This window comes from Frankia sp. AgB1.9, from assembly GCF_016786355.1.
In the GTDB taxonomy this organism is placed as follows: Bacteria; Actinomycetota; Actinomycetes; order Frankiales; family Frankiaceae; genus Pseudofrankia.
In genome coordinates this window covers 66,571-86,410 of record NZ_JADWYX010000003.1, presented here as the reverse complement: position 1 = coordinate 86,410, position 19,840 = coordinate 66,571, and the positions used below count along the sequence as shown (strand labels likewise).

Below are 19,840 nucleotides of genomic sequence, written 5' to 3'. Positions count from 1 at the left end.
GAGGCTAGGAGGCCCGGTTGGCGTGGACGGGCTCGGGCCCGGCCTCCTCGCCATCCGGGCCGTCGGCGCCCGCGGCGGCCGGCTCCGCGGGAAGGATCGCCGGGACGACGCTGCGGCGCAGGTAGGCGCGCAGCTTGGTGTCGCTGGACGTGCGGTCGCTGTCGAAGATGAGCAGTGACAGCAGCCAGCGGATCAGCGTCTCGGTGATCTCGTCGAGCCGCGCCACCAGCGACGGGTCATAGCTGGTGATCGGTTCGAGGATGACGCGGGCGATCTGCAGCGACTGCTCGGACAGCGCCTGGTTGGCCGCCCAGGCGTCAGCCGGGGCCCGGCTGATCGGGTGGAGGGCAGGCTCGGCGCGGAACTCGCGCCGAGCGGCGATCAGCGCCTCGACGGCGAAGTCCCCGGCCGTCTTCGACCGGCGGCGGGCCACGGCCACGACCCGTTCGGCGATCGACGCGCCCGCCTTTTCGAGTGCCACCGACACCAGCGCCTCGCGGGTGTCGAAGTAGGCGTAGACGGTCGGTCTGGAGACGCCGGCGATCGTCGCGATCGCGCTGATCGAGGTGCGTTCCAGCCCGTGCCGACGAATGCAGGTCACGGTGGCGTCGATGATCTTCTCGCGGGCCGACTCGGCCGCCGCCGCCGGGGACCGCCCGGACCAGGGAGCGCGTCGAACCTGCCGCGGCTGCGCGTCAGCCGCGCCGTCGCCGGTCGGTTCCACCGTGCTCCTCTGCCTCGAACTCGTCCGCACCCGCCCGGGGCCGTGAAGACCTCGGGTGACTCGGCATTGTCAGGTAGATCTACACCCTAGTCCGCCTTGCCGACCGTAGAACGGCTCGCGCGACGGAGAGTACCGGTGGTCCGCCGGCTGGGGTAGGTCAGGACTCACCGTCGGTGGCTTCGTCGCGGCTGGTCGGATCGAGCCGGCGCAGGATGTCGCCGCCCAGGTCCGGCCGGCGCAGCAGCTCCGCGAAGGCCGCGTTCTCGGCCTGCCTGGCCTGCTCGACGCCGGCTCGCTCGGCGGCGCGGATCAGTCGCGTCGTCGCGAGAATCGACGCGAGCGGACGGTCCGCGATCGTCGTCGCGAGGGCGAGCGTCTCGGCCAGCAGCGTCTGCGCCGGGTAGGCCGCCAGCGCGAGCCCGACGTCCACCGCCTCGGCCGCAGAGATCCACTCGGAGGCGAGCAACGCCCTGGCCGCCCGCTGGCGACCCATCCGACGTGGCAGCAGGTAGCTGCTCCCCGCCTCGGGCGCGACGCCCATCGCGGTGAACGGCGCCAGCAGCCGAGCGCCCTCGGCGATGAAGACGATGTCGCAGTGGGCGAGCATCGTCAGGCCCAGCCCGACGCCGGCGCCGTTGACCGCGGCAAGCAGCGGCTTGGGGAAGGCGATCAACGCGTCCATGAACGCGTTGAACGACCCGGCGCCCGCGCCGCCGGCCGAGGTCGCCGGGTCCTGGCCGGTCTCGGTCGGGCGGCCGGCCGCGGTGGCCTGGGCCTGGGCGGCCATCTCGACGAGGTCGGTGCCAGCGGAGAACGACCTGCCGGCGCCGGTCAGCACGAGGGCGCCGACACCGTCGTCGGTCGCCGCCTCGATCAGGGCGTCAGCCGTCGCGAGGTAGAGCGCCGAACTGAACGCGTTGGCCTGCCGGGGCCGGTTGAGGGTCAGCAGCCGGACCCGTCCGACGGTGGACGTCAGCAGCACCTCGTCCACGGTCGGCTCCGGTCGCGGCTCGGCCCCTAAGGCGGGTTCGGTGGGTTCAGCGCCAGCGGTTCTGGCGGTTTCCGGCGAAGCGGTCGTCTCGGGCACGGGATGCAGTGTCGGCTCACGGCGCCGCCCGCGTCGAGGGCTTCCCCGCCTCCAGGGCAGGCACCTCGGGATGCCCCGGTTACGGGTCAGAGCGTCGCGCCGACCGGTTTCGTCGGGGTGAAGGTGACCTTGAGCGACTCGTAGCCGCTGACGAAGTTCGCCGGCCGCAGCGCCGGCTCCTCGGGCACGACGAGGTCCAGGTCGGGCAGCCGGTCGAGCACCGTCTGGAAGAGGACGTTCAGCTCCAGCCGGGCCAACGAGTTACCCAGGCAGAAATGGGTCCCCAGGCCGAACGCGAGATGGTCGTTCGGGCTACGGGTGATGTCGAAGCGGAACGGGTCGGGGAAGACCTCCTCGTCCCGGTTCGCCGACGGGTAGAGCAACAGCAGCTTCTGGCCGGCGCGCAGCTGGCGGCCGCGCAGGGTGGTGTCCTCCGTGAGCGTGCGGTTCATGTTCCGGATCGGGCTCACCCAGCGCAGCATCTCCTCGATGGCGCCCGGCAGCAGGGACCGGTCCGCGCGCAGCCGGTCCCAGTTCTCCCGGTCGACCAGCAGCTGGTAGAGCCCACCGGTGATCACGTGCCGGGTGGTCTCGTCGCCGCCGATCAACAGCAGCAGCGACTCGTACAACATGGACTCGTCGTCGAGCCGGTCGCCGTCGACCTCCGCGTGCGCGAGCACGCTGAGCAGGTCGTCGCGCGGGCACGAGCGCCGGTCCGCCAGCACGCCTGCGAAATACTCGGAGTACTCGGCCGCCGCCGTCATCATCTTTCCGGCGGCCGCCGGATTGTCGAACTGGCCCTGGCCACGCAGCATGTCGTCCGACCAGCGCAGCAGGTCCGGGTACATGGCCGGCACCGCGCCGATCAGGTCGCCGATGACGATGAGCGGCAGCCAGGCCGCGATGTCCCAGACGAAGTCGCATTCGCCGCGTTCGCAGACCCGGTCGACGATGGCCTGGGCGACGGTCTCGATCCGGGCCCGCTGGTCCTGCACCCGGCGCGGCGTGAAGCCCTTGTTCAGGAGCTTGCGCCGCCGCCAGTGTGCCGGGTCGTCCATCTCGAGCATCATCGGGAAGCCGTTGACCTCGGGACGGAACCCGCTGGCGTTCGAGAAGATCTCGGGCCGCCGGGAGACCTCGCGGACGTCCGCGTACTTCGTGATGCCCCAGATCTCACCGTCGGGGTCCCAGTGAACCGGGTCGTGCTCGCGCAGCCAGGTAAGGCCTTCGTGCGGGTCGCCTCCCCAGAAGTCGCCGCTGACGATCCGGGTGTCGGGCTTGTCGTCGGGAAGCTCCGTCAGCGCGTCGTCGCCCGTGCCGCCGTCGACAGCCACGTCGCAGCTCGCCACCGCATACCTCCCGAGACCTGGCCGCTCCTGGCGTCGTCAGTTTACATACAGAACACTGACTGACAAGTACGTAGGAGACACAGGTTGGCAAGTACGTAGGTGACGTCGGTTGACAACCACGTCGGGATGTGCGGCCGTCAGGCGACGCGGAACCAGAGCCGCGCGCCGACCGGCCCGATGCTCTGGCTGATCGGCACCAACCGGACGGAGCCGCCGTCGGCCTGGCTGAACAGGCGGGTCCCGGCGCCGAGGAGGACCGGGGCGACGAAGACGAGGATCTCGTCGAGCAGGCCGGCCTGGAGGCACTGGCGGGCGACGTCGGCGCCCAGGATGTTGACGTACCGGTCGCCCGCCGCATCCTTCGCCGCGGCGACGGCGTCAGCCAGCGCGCCGGCGAAGGTGACGCCCGGAACCACGCTGTCCGGGACACGGTGGGTGAGCACGACCTGCGGACCGTCCCAGGCGCCCTGAAAGGCGCCTTCCTTCTCGGTGTCACGGTTCGGGTCGTCGCCGTCGAAGGTGCGCCGGCCGACCAGGATGGCGCCGATCTGGCCGATCAGGTCGTCGACCACCGGGTCGTCCGCGAGGTGCTCGGCCAGCCAGGACATGTCGCCGCCCGGGCCGGAGATGAAGCCGTCCAGGGACATCGTGGCCGAGTACAGGAGCTTTGCCATGAGCTACCTCCATCATCAGGACTCGTCGCCCACCGTCACCCAGGACCATCGAAAGGCGGATGAACCGCTACTCTTGCGGCAACTGTCCGGCGCAACGGGCGGCACGTTCGACGCGACAGGGTTCCAGGCGACACGGTTCCAGGCGACACGGTTCGACGCGACAGGGGGCGTCACGGTCAGCATTCCGGGTTTGCCGACGTGGCACCGCCGGTCACGCGACCTGCCCGCGACATTCCCACGTCCCCGGCGGTATGCCGCCGCGCGCCGCGACATGGAATGGCAGATGATCAGGATTCTGCTGATCTTCCGCCTCATCCATGCCGTCCAGCTGGCCATTACCGTCCCGGGGACCGCCGCACGTCTGCGCGCGGCGAACCTGGCACCGGCGATTGTCGTGCTCGTGTTGGTGGTCGCCGAGTCGAGCTGGTTCGTCGCGCACCTGGTCGGCAACCGGCGGCGTTCATCCCAGGCGACCGGCGACGCACCCCGGCATCGACCCGGGCGTCCGTTGGTCTACGACCTGCGGGCGGCCCAGGTCGAGCTGACGACCGCGGTTCTGATTCTTCTTTCCTGCGCCTTGGCACTCCCGGCGGGCATTCGCCTTGACGCGATGGCGCCGGTCGTCGCACTGACCACCGAGCAGATCACCGGCGCCGCGATCGGTTCCGCGATCGGGCTGCCGCTGCGCCTGCTGGTCGGCGGCACGGCGGCGATCGTGGCGTCATACGCCTTCGTCGTCGGACTGGTCAGCCCACGTGCGCTTGGCCACGCGGACGTGCTCATCGGGATTTCCGGCTTCGTCGCGCTCGCCTATCTGATCCGGCGGGGTGCCCGCTTCCTGCTGACGCTGGCCGGCGAGCTGTCCGACATGGGTGAGCGACTTTCCGAGGAGGAGCAGCGCCGCATGCTCACGGTCGAGCTGCACAACCATCTCGGCAACACGTTCGTGATGTTCGAACGTCTCGATCCCGCGGACCTTCCCGGGGTCGCGCGCGCACGGTCCGCAGTGATCGTGGCCGCCGAGCGGCTGAACACGTTCGTGGCGACCGGCCGGTTCAGCGAGAAGGTGCCGCTCATCGCGATGCTGCACCGGCAGGTCGGCGAGGCCGAGCTCATCGGCCTGCAGGTGGAGCTGATTCTCGCCGGTCGGCTGACCGAGGCCACCGACGTCGTCGACGTCACGCAGGTGAACCTCCTCGAAGAGGCACTGCGCGCCATATTGATTAACGTCCCGCGCAACGCGGGCGTCCACGAGGCCCTGCTGCACGCCGGCCTGGTCTCGGGAACCGATGGCGCAGGCACCGGCGCCGATATCGTCGAGCTGGTGGTCACGGACGAGGGGAAGGGATTCCCGCCCGAGATTCTCCGACAGGGCGTGTCCGCGACCCGGTCCCTCGCGGGCCACGCCGAAAGACTCGCCCGGTGGGGCGGGACGCTCGCGTTGGAATCGGTCCCCGGCTGCACCCAGGTAACACTCAGGCTTCCGGTCAGCCCATCCGAGTAGGCGGCCGGCGTGACGTCGGAGAGAGACGTGGAGGGAGCCCAGGTGGCAGTCAGCGCCACGGCCGGCGGTGACGGCGGCCTCGACGGTGACCACGAGATTCTCCAGGTCGCGGTCGTCGAGGACCACGAGGTCACCCGGCTCGGTTTCGTGCAGGCGCTCGCCCGGGACCGCCGGCTACGCGTCGTCGCCGACGCGCCCAGTGTCCGCCAGCTGCTGGAATCGGGGGCCGAGTACGAGGTCTGCCTGGCCGACCTGGTCGGGGTGGGTACCGAGGCGGAGTTCCTGGAGCTGGTCCGCCGTACCGACGTCGTGGTCTGCACCGCGGCGGAACAATGGCGGGCGTTGGTCGCGCCCTGGGTTCAGGGTGCCCGCGCGGTCTATGGCAAGAAGGTCGGGCCCGTCACGCTCGCCGACGCCGTGTGGGACGCGCGGCACCGCCCGTTCGAGCTGAAGCCACATCTCGCGTCGGCGCTGACCGACGCGGTGCGCGAATGCGGCCTCAAGGTGTCCCCCGAATTCGGCCAGCTGCTCGCGCTCACCGCGCGGGGGCGCCGCGTCGCCGCCGTCCGCCAGCAGCTGGCGATATCCGACGACCGTTATCTCACGGAGCTGGAACGACTCCGGAAACTGTGTTCCAACGCCGGGTTGGGCGAGCTGGATTTCATCAGCCTGCCCTTGACCGGCCCGCAGGCGTCACCGCCCGCGCCGCAGGCCCCCGAGGACTGGGCCGCGCTGGTCACCACCGCGGAACGGCGCACCCTGGAGTACTGCGCCGACGGATTCACCGAACACGAGATCGCCACCGAGACCGGCCTCTCGTATCACACGGTGGTCACCCAGATCCGGCACGCGATGGACCGGTTCGGCATCCAGACCAAGCACGCCGACCTGCGGCTGATCTTCGCGATGTACGTGTGCTCCCGGCACAGCCGGCCAGAGGTCCTGCTGCGCCGCCTGAAGGCCGCCGGCGCCGAGGCCCCGCAGCCGCGCCGCTGACCCAACCCCTCGACCCGCCGGCAGTCCACCAGGGCCGGCCCAGTCACGGCGCGCTGTTATGCCGGCCCAGAATCACCGCGTTCTTTGTGAAGAAATGTGATGTCGGGCCCCGCGATGCTGGACCCGTCGGTCGTTCCACGCACCATCGGGGCGCCGGCCGGCGGTCGGGTCCATGACGGGGGGCGGACCCGACCGCCGTCAGCTGCGGGGTGCGGTCGTGACGGCATGAGGAGACAGTGAGCCCTTTCCAGCTCGGGGGAACCGAGGAGCCGGACCGGGTTCGACCCGACGCCGGGAGAGGCTGACGCCGTGACCGGCACGCATGCGCCCGTCGTCCTCCTGCTGGCCCAGGCCGGTGACCGGGATGCCGCGGCGGTCGCGGAACACCTGCCGGCCTCGCGCACCCTGTGGCTGGACGACGACTGGCTCCGGCGCGGGGACGGCCTGCGCTGGCATCTCGACCGGACCGGACTCGGCGGGCTGGTGCTGGCCGGGCGGACGCTGCGTCCGGCCGATGTCGGCAGCGTCTTCGTGCGGCCCGCGGTCCATCACGGGCCTGACGGCCTGCTGACCGAATACCTGCTGCTACCGCCGCCTGGTCTGGACGACGCGCACCTTGAGGTGGCTCGCCGGGAGGCCGCCGCGGCGCTCCTCGGCGCGCTGTCGGGCGGGCCGGCCCGCTGGGTCAACCCGCCGGCCGTCGAGTCGTCCGCCGGGTACACGCTGCACCAGCTGGCCCTGGCCGCCGAGTTCGGTCTGCGGGTGCCTGCCACGATCGTCACCGACGACGGCGACGCGTTGCGGTCGTTCCTGTCCGACCATGACGGTGAGGCCGTCACGAAGGCCGTCGACAGCGCGTCGGCCCGGCGGATGCCGGTGACGCTGGCGACCCGCCGGGTCAGGGAACCGGACCTGTGCGCCCTGGCCGGTGCCCCGCCGCGGGTCACGCTGCTGCAGGAGCTGGTCCCGGCGGCGTACGACATCCGGGTGACCCTGATCGGCGACGACACGTTCGCGTGCGCTGTCGACAACCGGCCGGGCGACGGCCCGCTGGACTGGCGGCTGGACACCAGCCTGCGGCCACGGCCCTGCGCCCTCGACGACCACGTCGTCGAGGGCCTGCAGGGGATGCGCCGCCGGCTCGGCCTCGCCTACGCGACGGCCGACCTGCGGATGACCCCCGAGGGCGCACCGGTCTTCCTCGATCTGGACACCCGCGGCGCCTTCGCGTTCGTCGAGGAGCGCACCGGGCTCCCACTGGCTGCCGCCCTGGCTGCCCTGCTGCTTCTGTACGCGAGCCGCTAGGCGAGCGCCGGTTACCGGGCGCGAACCGTTAAGCGGCGGACGCTACTGGGATGAACCGACGCCCAGGTAGCTGGCCTCGATGAGCCCCGGGTTGGCGACGAGGTGCGCCGCGTCGTCCTCCAGGGCGATCCGCCCCCGGTCGAGCACGTAGGCCCGGTCGGCGACCCGCAGTGCGAGCGAGACGTGCTGCTCGACGAGCAGCACCCCCAGGCCCGTCTCGTCCGCGACCCGGCGCAACGCGTCCAGCAGCGGCGGCACGATGCCCGGGGCGAGGCCGAACGAGAACTCGTCGACCAGCAGCAGCGCCGGGCGGCGGACCAGCGCGAGAGCCAGCGCGAGCTGCTGGCGCTCGCCGCCGGAGAGCGCCCCGGCCTGCCGGCCGAGCAGCTCCCGCAGCGCCGGGAAGAGGTCGAGCACGGCGTCGATCCGGTCACCGGCCCGCGCGGCACCGAGGCCGCTGGTGACGGTCGGCGCGACCCCGCTGGGGCTGGGGTGACGGGCCGCCAGCCGCAGGTTCTCCCTGGCGGTGAGGGTCGGGACCGAGCCGTGGCCTTGCGGCACGACCGCGAGGCCGCGCCGGGCCAGCCGGTCCGGGCTCTGGCGGTGGGTCGGGCCGTCGAGCAGGGTGATCGTGCCCGCGACCGGCGGCAGCAGGCCCGAGATCAGGCGGATGAGCGTCGTCTTGCCAGCGCCGTTCGGGCCGAGCAGCGCGACGATCTCTCCGGCCGCGACGGTGAGCGAGACGTCCCGGACGACCGGAGCGCCAGCCGGAACACCGCCACCGGCCAGCGCGAGCACCCCGCGCCGCCGACCGCCGTACCGGCCGGTGACCCGGTCGACCGCGAGCACTTGCCGTGGCAGCCCCCGAGCGGCCGCGGACCCGGGCATCGCGGGAGTCGTGTCCCCGCCCGGCGACGGCTCGCGCTGGCGCGGCGGAGCCGTGTCGTCAAGCCCGGCGCCGAGGTAGGCGGTGCGGACAGCTGGATGAGCGCGGACCTGCTCGGGCGGTCCCTGCGCGACGACCCGGCCGCCGTCAAGCACGACGACCTGGTCGCAGACGGAGAAGACCAGCTCGACGTCGTGGTCGACGAGCAGCACGCCGGTCCCCCCGGCGGCGAGCCCGCGCAGCCGGGCGGACAGCGCGGCGCGGCCGGGCGCGTCGAGGCCGGCGGCGGGCTCGTCGAGCAGCACGACCTTCGGCCGGCCCGCCAGCGCCCGGCCGAACGCCAGCGCCGCTCGCTCGTCGTGGGTCAGCGTGTCGGGCAGCCGGGTCGCGACGGCGGCGAGGTCGACCCCGCCCGGGCGTCCCTTTCCGGCGCGGCCGAGGGCGCCGGTCAGCGCCTGGCCGACCGCGATCGGGCCGGTCGACGCGGGTGGCAGGACGATCGGGCCGGTCGACGCGGTACCCGCCGCCGCGGTGACCGCCAGCGAGACCGCGCCGGGCGTCGTCATCGCGTCGGTGGTCGTGCCGCCGGCGACAGCCAGGTTCTCGGCCACCGACAGGTCCTCGAACAGCTCCAGCGACTGGAAGGTCCGAGCCAGCCCGTGGCGGAACCGCTCGTGCGGTGGCAGGTCCTCGATCGCCACGCCGTCGAGCAGGATCGTGCCGTCGCGGTCGGCACCGGCGATGAAGCCGGTGATGGCGTCGATGAGGGTCGTCTTGCCGGCGCCGTTCGGGCCGATCAGACCGATGATGGCGCCGGCCGGCACGGCGAACGAGACGCCCTCGACGACGGCGACGCGCCCGTACCGGACGGTCAGCGCGTCAACCACGAGGCCGCGCTCGGACGCCCGGGTGCCCCGGACCGCGGGTCCCGTGCTCATCGGGCGTCACCCTCCTTCGGGGTCCCGCCCGACACCCCGGACTCGGGCCGCGCGTCCGGCGGTGGTTGCTGGCCGGGTGGGGACTCCACTCCAGTCGCCGGGGCCGCACCGACCGGGGTCCGCACCCAGCCCGCGGCTGGGCGGGAGGAGCCGCCGCCACGGCCGGCTCGATGCGCTCCGACCGTCACCGGTATCGCCGGGCGGCGGTAGGCCAGGCCCGCAGGGCGCAACACCGCGAGGACGACGACCGCGACGCCGCAGATCAGCGACTGGTACTTGCCCAGGCCGGCCAGGTCGTCGAGCGCGGTGAACGCCAGCCCGCCCGGCACCAGCAGCCCGGCGCACAACGCCCCGGACACGGTCGTCACCCCGCCCACCGCGATCACGGCGAGGAAGAACAGCGACGCGCTGACCCCGAAGGAGTCGAACGACAAGGTGCCCTGGCCGTAGCCGATCAGGCAGCCGCCAAGCCCGGCGATCCCGGCCGAGACCCCGAACGCGAGGACTCTGGTACGCCGGACGTCCACCCCGGCCGCGGACGCCGCCCGCTCGTTCGCCCGGACGGCGAGCATGCGCCGCCCGAACAGCGAGCCGCGCAGCCTGGCCACCCCGTAACAGCAGGCAGCCAGCACGACGAGCGCGAGCAGCCCGTACTGGACTCGGGGGAAGCCCGGCCCGTTGAGCCCGAAGTTCAGGCCGAACACCTTCGGCGCTGGCACCTTCGAACCGGCCAGACCGCCGGTGACCAACGGGTTGGCGAACACCGCCTCCTGGATCGCCACGCCGGCCGCGAGCGTGATGACGGCGAGGTCGACGCCCCGCACCCGTCGGGCGACCAGGCCCAGCAGCAGGCCGACGCCCGCGGCCACCGCCGTCGCCAGCAGCGGCGCGATCGGGAACGGGATGTGCAGGCTGCGCTGCAGCCGGGCGAGCAGGAAGCCGGCGACGCCGGCGATCGACATCTGCGCGAGCGAAAGCTGCCCGACGAAGCCGACGAGGACGACGAGCGACAGGCAGACGACGGAGCCGGCGAGGCTGCGTTCGAGCCCGAGGCGGTACGTGCCCTGAAACAGGAACAGCGCGCCGACACCGACCGCGACGCCCGCCGCCGTCACCACCGCCGCGCGTGCCGCGCCGGTCGGCGGTCCCACGGGTGGCAACCGGGTGGCCGCCGTCGCGGACGTCACCCGGCCGGGCACCAGCTGCCCGCGCGACACCGCGACCCCGATCAGCAGCAGCAACGGCAGCAGCTCGCGCAGGCCAGGCTGGTTGAGCCAGCTGACGTCCTGCTCCACCTGGTAGAGCGCCGACTGGGCCATCCCGAGCGCGAGCGCCCCGGCGACCGTCGCCCCGAACGAGGAAAGCCCGCCGAGCAGCGCGGCCGCCAGCGCGGGCACCACGAACAGCGGGTAGGTCTGCGGGTTCAGCGCCGCGATCGGGGCGATCAGGATGCCGGCGGCGGCGGCGACCATTGCCGCGATCACCCAGTTCGCCGCGGCGACGAGCTCGGTGCGGAAACCCCACAGGGCCACCGTGTCCGGGTCCGCGGCCACGGCCCGCGTGGCGAGACCGAACCGGGTCCAGCGCGAGACCGCCCAGAGTGCGAGCCCGGCGGCTACGGCGAGCGCGGCCAGTAGCAGCCGGTCGCTGGGGATGGTCGCGCCCAGCACCTTCAGCGGCTTCTGCGGGAGGATCGGGTCCAGGAAACGGTTGTCCGAGCCGAACTGATGGACAGCGATGGCCTGCAGAGCGAGCATCAGCCCGACGGCGGCGACCACCGCGTTCATCGGCGGCGCCGACCGCAGCGGCCGGAACACCAAGAGGTAGCCGACCAGTCCGAACAGCCCGGCCAGCACGAGCGACACGACGAACGCCAACAGGAACGTCGGGTGGTCGGTCAGGTGAATTCGCGGTGGCAGACCCACGACGGGAAAAACGATGTCACCGACGTCACGCAGCTCGGCGTACTGGTACGTGGCGTACATCGCGAACGCGCCGTGCGCCACATTGACCACGCCCGAGGCCCGGTAGGTCAGCACGAGCCCGAGACCGAGCGCCGCGTAGACGGCACCGGTTCCCAGGCCAAGAACCAACGCGGCTAGATAGGTGGACACGCCCTCGTCCCTCGGTAGACACGACCGCGCTCGGCTGCCGACGGGAGTGTAGCTTCCTTGGCGTGATCCGTTTTGGGCGTGTTCTCGCGGCTAGCACTATGGCGGTGGCGATAGTCCTCGCCGGATGCACCAGCCAGCGCGGAGGGAGCTCCGGTGGCACCGGTGGAGGCGGCGGGACGCCGGCCGCCACGCCAACCGGAGCACCGTTGGTGCTCGGCTACGTGACCGAAGAAAACAGTGCGCTCGGCTCGTTCCCGGAGACCCGGGTGGCGGCGCAGGCAGCGACGGCCTACGCGAACAGCGGCCTCGACGGGGTCAAGGGCCGCCCGATCAAACTCGTCACCTGCGCGACGAACGGCTCGCCGGAGTCGTCACAGGACTGCGCGAACAAGCTGGTGGCACAGCACCCGGTCGCCGTGATCGGCGGCATCGACCTCGGCGCCGAGACCGCGATGCCGATCTACGAACAGGCACAGATCCCGTACGTCAGCGGGTCGCCGCAGCTCAACGGGGAACTCAACTCGAAGAACTCGTTCTCCCTGACCGGTGGTTCCGCGGCCGAGTTGCTCGGCATCGTCGACTACCTGACGGCGGTGAAGAAGGTGCACAGCGTGCATGCTCTTTACGTCGATCTGCCCGGATTGCTCACGATCGCGGTCAACTCCTCGAAGACCATTCTGAAATCCAAGGGCGTGAGCGACATCCAGCTGCTGTCGGAGAAGTCCGACGCCGCCGACTTCGCGCCGGCGCTCAGCCACGTCGCGGCCGGCAACCCTGACGCGATCGTCATCGTCTTCCAGGCCCAGGCCTGCGCCCGGATCGTGCAGGCCGCCAGCGCGCTGGCCATCAAGACGCCGATGTACCTGATCGGTTCCTGCGCGACCCCGGCCGTGGCCAAGGCCGCCGGCGGGCACACCGACAACCTGGTCTTCGCCTCTGGTTACCTGCCGCCGGCGGCCGACACGCAGGAGCCAGCCGCCGCCGAGTTCGCCAAGCGGGTGCCGGCCGACCAGCAGACGTCCGGCTCGGAGGGCTCGTTCTCGGCGGTGCTGGTGGTGCGCGAGATGCTCGCGGACCTTCCCGACCCGACGCCGGCCGCGCTCACCACGGCGCTGCGGGCCACCAAGGACCACCCCAACGTGATGGCCCACCCGTTCAGCTGTGACAGCAAGGCGGTCCCGATCCTGCCGTCGATCTGCAACTCGGCGGTCCGCCTGACGACCTGGAACGGCAAGGGCTTCACCGACCTCACCGGCAACTGGATCGACGGTGGCCCGCTGGCCTCGGTGGTCACCGGCTGACCCACTCCCACCCGTTCCCGCGGCGGTCTGGCCCCAACGGGCCGGGCCGCCGCCGTACGTTGCGGCCCCGACCCAGCCGACGGGTCGATCGTGGTGACCATTGCACTAACACAGCGCGGTCAGCTAATCGGCCGCGTTACGCTGATCGCCGGTCTCAGGGGGGTGCGCCATCACCAGCGAAAGAGTCACGCCACTCCAGTACGACCGTTGGTCGGAGGAGCGCCGCGCCGACATCGAGGTCGCCGACGGGCGCGTCGTCACGGCCGCCGTGGCCTCCACCCAACGCCGGCGAACCGCCAGGATCATCGCCAACGCGCTCGATACCGCCGGCGGGACCGAATGGAACGCGGACGTCGCCGTCGAGGTCCGGCTAACCGACGCGCCATTGACGCTGCGCCGCCCGGACGTCGTCGTCTACCGGGCCGACGCGGTCGCCCTGACCCCGATGCGGGCCCAGCACGTGTTGTGCGTCATCGAGCTGGTCTCCCGCGCGTCGCAGGCCACCGGCCGGATCGTCGGCGTGCACCGTTACGTGCGCGCGGGCATTCGCCATTACTGGCGGATCGAATGGTCGGCGACCGGCGTTCCCGTCGTCTGCACCTACGTCCTCGACCCGGTAAGCCAGGCCTACCGCGAGGAGGCCATCTGCAACGGCGTCGTCCACGTCACCGAGCCGTTCCCGGTGACCATCGATCTCACCCGGATCTAGCGGCGTTTCCCGCAAGGCTGGCCCGTTTCAGCGTTCCATGATCGCCGTTTCGGCCCTCCGGTGGTCGTTACCGGGCCTGTTTCGTAGCCACCAGAGGGCGAAAACAGCGATCAAGGTGACTGTCAGACTGGCGGTCGCGGCGCTAGGGGCGCTTTCGTGGCGCTCGGTCAGTGGCCGCCGGTCCAGGGGCCGATCCCGCCGACGCGGTCGACGGCGATCGAGAGGACGTAGCCTTCGGGCGGGTTCGGCATCGGCGGGTAGGTGGCGTCCGGGCCGAGGTAGACCTTCGCGAGCCGGTTGAGCAGGGCGGGCGCTCCGCCGTCGTTGACCGTGGCCGTCCCGTGCACGATCAGGTACTCGGTCATGCCGGCGGCGTTCAGCACGCCGGTTTGGATCGTCAGCACCACCCGCGGGTCCCGCCGGATGTTACGGATCTTCTGGTACGCGGCCAGGTGAGCGGTGACGATGGCGTCCCCGTCCAACCCGATCCACACCACGCTTGCCTGCGGGCTGCCATCCGGATTCAGGGTGACCAGGTGGCCCAGATTGCCCCCGGTGATCACCGCTCGCGCCTCGTCAGTCAATGCGGCCACGCAGAGCCCCCTCGGTGTCAGACAGAACGCGGCGTCTGGATCAGCGGGCGCCGCTGTCCCCACAACCTAGGGCGCGGCGCCCGCGTTCCCGACCAGCCGAGCCGGCTGGGACACCGACAACTCGGCGCACCGCTGGCGAGATGCTGTCGAAGGGCCTACCCGTTCGCAGGCGGAGGCGATGGGGCCAGTCGGGAGGCCTGCGACCGGGTCCGGCGGGCCCGCGGCCGCTCGGCGTCTATCGACGGCCTACCCGGCGGGCGGCGCGGGCTGTCCGCCCGAGGCCGCAGAAGTAGCGACGGTGGATCTCCAGCAGGCTGGCGGCCTCGGCGCGCGACGCGACCTTCTCGGACTTGGTCTTGCAGTCAGGGCACAAGTAGTGGGCCATAGCGCTGCTCCTCGCTCGTCGATCCCCGGCGTGGCCGTCCTTGGCAGAGCTATTCCACCATCTCGGACCTCTCAGACCTCGGATACCCGGACAAACGTGGTTCTCGTCATGATCGTCACCTAAGTGGTCAGCTCGATTTCGCTCCGCGACTGTCGACGGGCGCGGCGGCGGTGGCCCAGGGACGACACAGGGGCCTGATCCGAAGATCCACTCTTCCGAGTGAACCGGCAGACCAGGCCCCTGACCAGGAGCGGAGGCTCGGGGATTTGAACCCGGCCAGGAGCCGAGTGGCAACGACCGGCCGTGAGCAGAATCGCCTACGCCACAGCGTCTTTTGACTCCCGCACGACCGGCTACGACTGATCGAAAACGACTTCGGATGGGCACGGTGCGCCCATCGTGTGCCCATCAGCGCGTGCCGCCGTCGCCCCCGGATCTCCGTGACGGGCCGTCGCCGGGGTCGCGCTGCTTCGCCGAGCGTCCGGTGCAAACGCGAACGCCCCGCCTCCCTGGATGAACCGGGTGGGCGGGGCGTTGATCGTCACGATGTCTCAGCGGGCGGCGACGGACCTCACGCTCGGGCGAGCGATGCGAGTGGGTCGATCTGTATCGGCCCCAGGTCCCATCCTGGAGTTGGGACGCCAGCGGCGTGCAGCGCTGCCCGAAGCCACGACATCGCGATCGCGAAGGCCGTCTCCACCTTCTCCGCCTCGACGTCGAGGTCGACCTCGATCGACCCAGAGCTGCGATCACGCAGCTCGACTCCCACAGTGCAGTCCCGCCGACCGTCCTGATCGCCGAGCGCGTGCAGCTCCTCCATGAAACGGTCCGCGGCCTCGAACAGGTCGGCTCCCGGTGGCGTCGCGGCCACGTCGAGACGCATGTGCAGGTGGAAGATCATGCCGAGTCCCCCTCTCCTCGCCAGCACGGCTGTCTCTCGAACCACTTTCGCAGGTTCAGTAGCGTTCGTTCGACTGATGGCGTAAGCGGGACAGACGTCGCATGCTTCCCGCGGGGGCACTTGGTGATGTAGTACCCCTTGCCTCGGTCAACACTCCATCCATGGCTGTGGACGTATTGCAGCAGTTCTTGGTAGTCCTTCTTCGGGTGCCTCTGCCAGGTCGTCACTGAGATGCCTACCCGTCACGCTCGATGCTCGCGCACACGCGCTCCGTCCGCACCGATACGCCGTGTGTCGCAGCGTGGCATTGCCTCGTCCCCCTTGCGATCTGGAGGATGCAGGTTAACGGCGTCTCCAGCACGCGCTGTCGTCAGGGTTGGGGTGAGTTCGTCCGTGGACGGTCACGCCCCACGGAACGACGGAACGCCCCGCTCCCTCGGCGCTCTGGCCGGGAGGCGGGGGCGGCGACGCCGGGTCAGCCGATCTTCGTCCACGTGCAGTGGGTCTGAAACGCCACGTCAGTTGCCTTGATGGTCACGATGCCGTGGCCCTCGACGTTGTCGTTCGCGAGGATCTCGCTCGACTCGCCGGATGTCCCGGACAGCCTTGCCCAGTAGCAGGAGTGCAGCACATCCGTGCCCGCGGTGGTCTCGTAGGTACCGGGCAGTACCTCTTTGCCGACCAGCCATGTACCTGGGTTGATCGCCGTCGCGGATACAGGCGGCGCAGTGCTCGCTGGCGTGATCGCGGGTAGCGGCACCTCCGAGCAGTACGCGTTCGCGACCACGTGCGTGAAGTCGACCGTGTCGGCCTGGGACATGTGCAGGGTCGCCTCACTGGCAGAGATCAACGCGTCCAAGGTGCCAGCGCGCGCGGCGGCGCAGACTTTCGCTCCCACCTCGTCGATGGTCGAGTTGTCGGCGGATGCGAACTGCGGGTACTGCGACTTGACGCTCAGAGCTGCGATGTCGGAGGTCGATGTCGGCGTCACGATCGCGCTCACTGTCGTTGCCAGTGTTGTCGTTGCCGCTGTTGTCGGCTTGCCACCCGAGGCGGACCCGCCCCCGCAGGCCGCCAGCGTCATCGCTAACGCGACCGCAGCCACGATCCGTGTCTTCATTGCGTTCCCCCGTCCCCCGGGACGTCACAGGGCCGGAGATTGCCAACTCTGCGCGTTTAATCGGACCAAGGTGGCAGTACGGCTGATCTCGGACAAGGGGCAGCGCCGCAACTCTGACGCACGGTCTAGGGTGTCCCCGCTACGACACAAGGGGGATTTGTCATGCGTCGAACCCGTCTGCTCGCCGCCGCCGGCCTCGTCCTGGTCCCACTCGCGGTCACCACGGCGTGCGGGAGTGACGATGGGACTGCCGTCGGCGCCATTCCCAGCTCAAGCGCGTCTTACTCCGGCGCCTACGTGCCCCTCAAGGGCGTCGCCTCTGCGCCGCGTTCCGTCGCCGACCTGATGGTCAAGGCCGGCTGCCAGGGCGGGGCTATCGATCCGCAGCTCTACTCGCGCGAGGTGGGCCGCTGCACCCTCGCCGGTCAGGAGGTCACCGTCGCGACCTTCGACGACAACGCCAAGCGCGACCAGTGGGTGAGCTTCGGTGAAGGTCTCGGGATGACCGCGAAGACTGGGGACCGGTGGGCCGCGGGGTCCATTGGGGCCGCAGGGGCGGAGGCGTTCGCGACGGCGATCGGTGCCTGATGCGTCGAGGCTTGGCGGTACTCGCGTTAGCGGCGGCGCCCGACGTCGAAACCGGGGCGGGAGTCGGGCCATGCGGCGATCGTCGTCCAGTGCCTACGATCACGGGTGCAAGGTGTCGTTGGTCGTGAGAGATGGGCGTCGGCCGTGGGTCAGATGCCGAGGCTGGATCTCAGGTCGGGGTCTCACGACGAGGTCCTGACGCGGGTCGAGCGGTCCCTGGGGGTTCGGTTGGACCGTGGCGCCGCGGTGCGCAAACGGCGTTCGATCGGGCTGCCCAGCGACGCGGGCACCTGGGTAGGTGTTGAGGCGCGGCTAGCGTCGAAGGTGTCGGGGCAGGGCTGGAACGGGGCGGAGACCGCCGCCACGCTGCAAGGCTCCGGTTTGGGCTCCGGCTCGGGCTCACGGTTGGGCTCGGGGTCGCGCTCACGCTTGGTTCATAGCCGGCTTCTCAACCATGGCGGCAGATCTCACAGAAACTTCGAGTCCGATCCGGGTCCTCCGTCAAGACCGAGCCGCGCTCCGTTCATCCGCACTCAGGTTCGGGATCGCGGTTGGGCTCGGGCTCGTGCTCGCGATTGGGCCCGGGCTCGCGCTCAGGTTCGGGCCCAATGTCGAGATCGCACGCGGGCCTCACCGCTTCGCGGGGCTTGGCCGGCGACGCAGTGACAGTCCGACTCGCCCAGTACGGACAGCCCTCGTGGCACTGCAGAAGTAGCGGCGGTGAGTCTCCAGCAGGGCAGCGGCCTCGGCCCGCGTCGCGACCTTCTCGGACCTGGCCTTACAGGCGGGACACCGGTAGCGGGCCATGGCGGGTGCTCCTTCGGCGATGTGACCCGGGCTCGGGCCGGGGCTACAGGACGCGTCGAGTCTCCCAGGACGTTCTGCCGGCGCCGGCAGAACGTCTGGCACAGAGGGTCGTTGCGACCCGCTGTGCGCCCAGATCCCCTCACAGAGGGACGGCCCGTCCCCCTGTGCTCCGCCTCACCGGCCGCGCGGGTGAGACCGGAAGGAACCCGTCGGCCCGGCGGCCTGATCACTTTGCGGGCGCCCGCGAAATGGTCAGGGGTCGACTCCGTTCACGACGTGGCGAGCGGCGCGACGTCGACGCTGCGATGGACGTCCCATTCTTGGTCGCCCTGGCGGCAGGTGACCGTGAGTCGAAGCGGGTCATTCTCGTACCGCTGGATCCACCCGGCCCGGTCCACCGTCGTGGGCGGCCCGGTCCGTTCGAGGGCGAAGGGCCGACTGTCGCCGGGCAGCAGTACCCGTCTGATCGTCACGGTGCGGCCGGGGTGCTCGGTTCCATCGACGCCAGGCACGAGGCGGTAAGGACCCCAGATCTGTTCGGCGATCTGGTCGGCAGTGAGCCCGCCGGCGCGAGGCGGGTGATCCAGGCCGTCGTTGCGGATGGCCACGGTCACCGAGTCGAGATGGTGCAGGCCTGGCGGCCCGGTGAGTTCGACCATAAGGGTCGCACGGTCGCTCATCTGCGCCCGACAGGTGATGTCGAGCTGCGGGTACAGGTCGGTGTGCCACCGGGCCTGTTCGATACGCGTGAGCGTGGCGGCCGCGCGAGCGGACATCTGAGCCGCCCACCATGCTCCGACGGCGGCGATCGTGGCGAGGACCGCGATGATCGTCCCAGCGCTCATGGCGCCGATCATAGGACCGGCAGGAAATGCTCCCTCGCCGCTTCATGATCCGCGAATCGCAGCGGTCGAGCATCACCATCGGACCGGTTCGACCTTCATCGGGCCCGGTGGTAGCGCCTGGTCACGAACTCGCGCAGGTCGACCTTCTCGAATCGCCAGCCGATCGAGCGGGACAGCAGTGGGCCGGCCACACCTGCTGCGCTCTGCGGGCCAGGCTGCGGCCAAGACGGTGGTCGGCACGATCCCCCGTTCTGCGCCACGTGCCCATCCTGGGCCCCATCAGACTGGCTGTGGTCGCCGAGCGGACGGGGACGGCCGGCAAAGTGCCTGCAAACAAAGCCGCCCCGCACAAGGCGGGGCGGCTGGGCAGAGCGGAGGCTCGGGGATTTGAACCCCGGATGGGCTGTAGACCCAAACCGCATTAGCAGACCGTTCCATTCCGGTAGGTGATCTTAGGCGGCGGTCGGTCCTGATAGGCCCACGCAGGTCAGGGCCTATCCGTCGTGTGGTCCAGGTTGGCCCCGAGAGGCAAGATCGGCGCCGTTGGGGCGAGCAGCGGGCGAGCACGCCGCCGGGCATGCGAAAAGTCGCCCCGTCCCCCAGTTGGGGGACGGGGCGGCTTTGGTGGGGCGTGCGGCTACCCGCGTGGGAAGGGCCGACCGACCTCGGCCGGGGAGACCTGCGCTCGCGTGCCGGCGCCGGCGGCGAGTGCGCCGAGCGCCATCAGCACCGCGCCGGCGGTCGCGGGCAGATGGATGCCGAGCAGCACGAACACAGGCCAGCCGGCCTGGACGATCGCCCAGATCAGGGCGATGTGTGAGGGAGCGGTCCGCCAGGAGGTCACGGCGGCGATGATTGCGCCGGTGACGGCGAGGATCAGTGCCTGCCAGCCGGCGGATAGCGGGGCCGCGGCGACGATGACCGTGATCACGGCCTGGACGCCGGCGAGGATTGCCGCGGGTTCCCGCCGCAGGAACGGCAGAGCGGCGGTTTCGGGACGGGTAGCCACGACGC

At 70.9% G+C, this 19,840-nt stretch carries 18 protein-coding genes; 6 read left to right on the top strand and 12 right to left on the bottom strand.

Going from position 1 to position 19,840, the window contains the following annotated elements; genetic code table 11:
* Window positions 1–4: 4 nt before the first annotated feature.
* From I6A60_RS02085 to I6A60_RS02070, 4 genes are all read right to left on the bottom strand, one after another.
* The gene (locus tag I6A60_RS02085; RefSeq protein ID WP_307838659.1) at window positions 5–724 is read right to left on the bottom strand and encodes a TetR/AcrR family transcriptional regulator; all 720 of its coding nucleotides are present in this window, start codon (window positions 722–724) and stop codon (window positions 5–7) included.
* Window positions 725–881: 157 nt separating this feature from the next.
* Window positions 882–1,715, bottom strand: a complete 834-nt coding sequence (locus I6A60_RS02080) for an enoyl-CoA hydratase-related protein (RefSeq protein ID WP_307838658.1) — start codon at window positions 1,713–1,715, stop codon at window positions 882–884.
* Window positions 1,716–1,897: 182 nt separating this feature from the next.
* The gene (locus I6A60_RS02075; protein ID WP_307838657.1) at window positions 1,898–3,160 is read right to left on the bottom strand and encodes a cytochrome P450; all 1,263 of its coding nucleotides are present in this window, start codon (window positions 3,158–3,160) and stop codon (window positions 1,898–1,900) included.
* A 137-nt stretch (window positions 3,161–3,297) separates the two neighbouring features.
* The gene (locus I6A60_RS02070) at window positions 3,298–3,834 is read right to left on the bottom strand and encodes a dihydrofolate reductase family protein (RefSeq protein WP_203020801.1); all 537 of its coding nucleotides are present in this window, start codon (window positions 3,832–3,834) and stop codon (window positions 3,298–3,300) included.
* Between the two features lie 283 nt (window positions 3,835–4,117).
* Here I6A60_RS02070 and I6A60_RS02065 point away from each other — a divergent pair, with 283 nt between their 5' ends.
* The 3 genes from I6A60_RS02065 (at window position 4,118) to I6A60_RS02055 (ending at window position 7,639) form a co-directional block, all read left to right on the top strand.
* Entirely contained in the window at window positions 4,118–5,338 is a 1,221-nt protein-coding gene (locus I6A60_RS02065; RefSeq protein ID WP_203020803.1) for a hypothetical protein, read from the top strand.
* 42 nt (window positions 5,339–5,380) lie between these two features.
* On the top strand, window positions 5,381–6,334 hold the full coding sequence (locus tag I6A60_RS43285) for a LuxR C-terminal-related transcriptional regulator (RefSeq protein WP_203020805.1): 954 nt from the start codon (window positions 5,381–5,383) through the stop codon (window positions 6,332–6,334).
* 309 nt (window positions 6,335–6,643) lie between these two features.
* A complete protein-coding gene (locus I6A60_RS02055; RefSeq protein WP_203042543.1) occupies window positions 6,644–7,639 on the top strand; it encodes a RimK family alpha-L-glutamate ligase in 996 nt (331 codons plus the stop codon).
* 42 nt (window positions 7,640–7,681) lie between these two features.
* On the opposite strand, the gene I6A60_RS02050 is transcribed toward I6A60_RS02055, so the two are convergent.
* Window positions 7,682–9,463, bottom strand: a complete 1,782-nt coding sequence (locus I6A60_RS02050) for an ATP-binding cassette domain-containing protein (protein ID WP_203055543.1) — start codon at window positions 9,461–9,463, stop codon at window positions 7,682–7,684.
* Entirely contained in the window at window positions 9,460–11,577 is a 2,118-nt protein-coding gene (locus I6A60_RS02045; RefSeq protein ID WP_203020811.1) for an ABC transporter permease, read from the bottom strand. Before I6A60_RS02045 ends, I6A60_RS02050 begins: the two co-directional genes overlap by 4 nt.
* Before the next feature lie 98 nt (window positions 11,578–11,675).
* Between I6A60_RS02045 and I6A60_RS02040 the strand changes: the two genes are divergently transcribed.
* Both I6A60_RS02040 and I6A60_RS02035 read left to right on the top strand, forming a co-directional pair.
* A complete protein-coding gene (locus tag I6A60_RS02040; protein ID WP_203020813.1) occupies window positions 11,676–12,878 on the top strand; it encodes an ABC transporter substrate-binding protein in 1,203 nt (400 codons plus the stop codon).
* 169 nt (window positions 12,879–13,047) lie between these two features.
* A complete protein-coding gene (locus I6A60_RS02035) occupies window positions 13,048–13,587 on the top strand; it encodes a Uma2 family endonuclease (RefSeq protein WP_203020853.1) in 540 nt (179 codons plus the stop codon).
* 167 nt (window positions 13,588–13,754) lie between these two features.
* Here I6A60_RS02035 and I6A60_RS02030 read toward each other — a convergent pair whose 3' ends face one another.
* The 4 genes from I6A60_RS02030 to I6A60_RS02015 all read right to left on the bottom strand — a co-directional run bounded on the left by I6A60_RS02030 (window position 13,755) and on the right by I6A60_RS02015 (window position 16,586).
* Window positions 13,755–14,180, bottom strand: a complete 426-nt coding sequence (locus I6A60_RS02030; RefSeq protein WP_203020814.1) for a PPOX class F420-dependent oxidoreductase — start codon at window positions 14,178–14,180, stop codon at window positions 13,755–13,757.
* A 235-nt stretch (window positions 14,181–14,415) separates the two neighbouring features.
* Window positions 14,416–14,565: a hypothetical protein gene (locus I6A60_RS02025; protein ID WP_203020816.1), complete on the bottom strand. Its 150-nt coding sequence runs from the start codon at window positions 14,563–14,565 to the stop codon at window positions 14,416–14,418.
* Window positions 14,566–15,136: 571 nt separating this feature from the next.
* Window positions 15,137–15,466 (bottom strand): hypothetical protein, encoded by a 330-nt coding sequence (locus I6A60_RS02020; protein ID WP_203020819.1) that lies wholly within the window; start codon window positions 15,464–15,466, stop codon window positions 15,137–15,139.
* A 475-nt stretch (window positions 15,467–15,941) separates the two neighbouring features.
* On the bottom strand, window positions 15,942–16,586 hold the full coding sequence (locus I6A60_RS02015) for a hypothetical protein (RefSeq protein ID WP_203020821.1): 645 nt from the start codon (window positions 16,584–16,586) through the stop codon (window positions 15,942–15,944).
* Between the two features lie 162 nt (window positions 16,587–16,748).
* On the opposite strand from I6A60_RS02015, the gene I6A60_RS02010 reads away from it, so the two are divergent.
* Entirely contained in the window at window positions 16,749–17,174 is a 426-nt protein-coding gene (locus I6A60_RS02010) for a hypothetical protein (protein WP_203020823.1), read from the top strand.
* Window positions 17,175–18,250: 1,076 nt separating this feature from the next.
* Here I6A60_RS02010 and I6A60_RS02005 read toward each other — a convergent pair.
* Together I6A60_RS02005 and I6A60_RS02000 are read right to left on the bottom strand one after the other, a co-directional pair.
* On the bottom strand, window positions 18,251–18,826 hold the full coding sequence (locus I6A60_RS02005; RefSeq protein WP_203020825.1) for a hypothetical protein: 576 nt from the start codon (window positions 18,824–18,826) through the stop codon (window positions 18,251–18,253).
* A gap of 637 nt (window positions 18,827–19,463) precedes the next feature.
* Window positions 19,464–19,835, bottom strand: a complete 372-nt coding sequence (locus I6A60_RS02000; protein ID WP_203020827.1) for a hypothetical protein — start codon at window positions 19,833–19,835, stop codon at window positions 19,464–19,466.
* Between the last annotated feature and the right edge of the window lie 5 nt (window positions 19,836–19,840).

What these genes read in the sequence shown, in the direction of transcription:
- I6A60_RS02065 (WP_203020803.1), top strand. Translation starts at nt 4,118, where the DNA reads ATGATCAGGATTCTGCTGATCTTCCGCCTCATCCATGCCGTCCAGCTG.
- I6A60_RS02070 (WP_203020801.1), bottom strand. Translation starts at nt 3,834, where the DNA reads ATGGCAAAGCTCCTGTACTCGGCCACGATGTCCCTGGACGGCTTCATC.
- I6A60_RS02005 (WP_203020825.1), bottom strand. Translation starts at nt 18,826, where the DNA reads ATGAGCGCTGGGACGATCATCGCGGTCCTCGCCACGATCGCCGCCGTC.
- I6A60_RS02025 (WP_203020816.1), bottom strand. Translation starts at nt 14,565, where the DNA reads ATGGCCCACTACTTGTGCCCTGACTGCAAGACCAAGTCCGAGAAGGTC.
- I6A60_RS02010 (WP_203020823.1), top strand. Translation starts at nt 16,749, where the DNA reads ATGCGTCGAACCCGTCTGCTCGCCGCCGCCGGCCTCGTCCTGGTCCCA.
- I6A60_RS02015 (WP_203020821.1), bottom strand. Translation starts at nt 16,586, where the DNA reads ATGAAGACACGGATCGTGGCTGCGGTCGCGTTAGCGATGACGCTGGCG.
- I6A60_RS02040 (WP_203020813.1), top strand. Translation starts at nt 11,676, where the DNA reads ATGGCGGTGGCGATAGTCCTCGCCGGATGCACCAGCCAGCGCGGAGGG.
- I6A60_RS02050 (WP_203055543.1), bottom strand. Translation starts at nt 9,463, where the DNA reads ATGAGCACGGGACCCGCGGTCCGGGGCACCCGGGCGTCCGAGCGCGGC.
- I6A60_RS02020 (WP_203020819.1), bottom strand. Translation starts at nt 15,466, where the DNA reads ATGATCTTCCACCTGCACATGCGTCTCGACGTGGCCGCGACGCCACCG.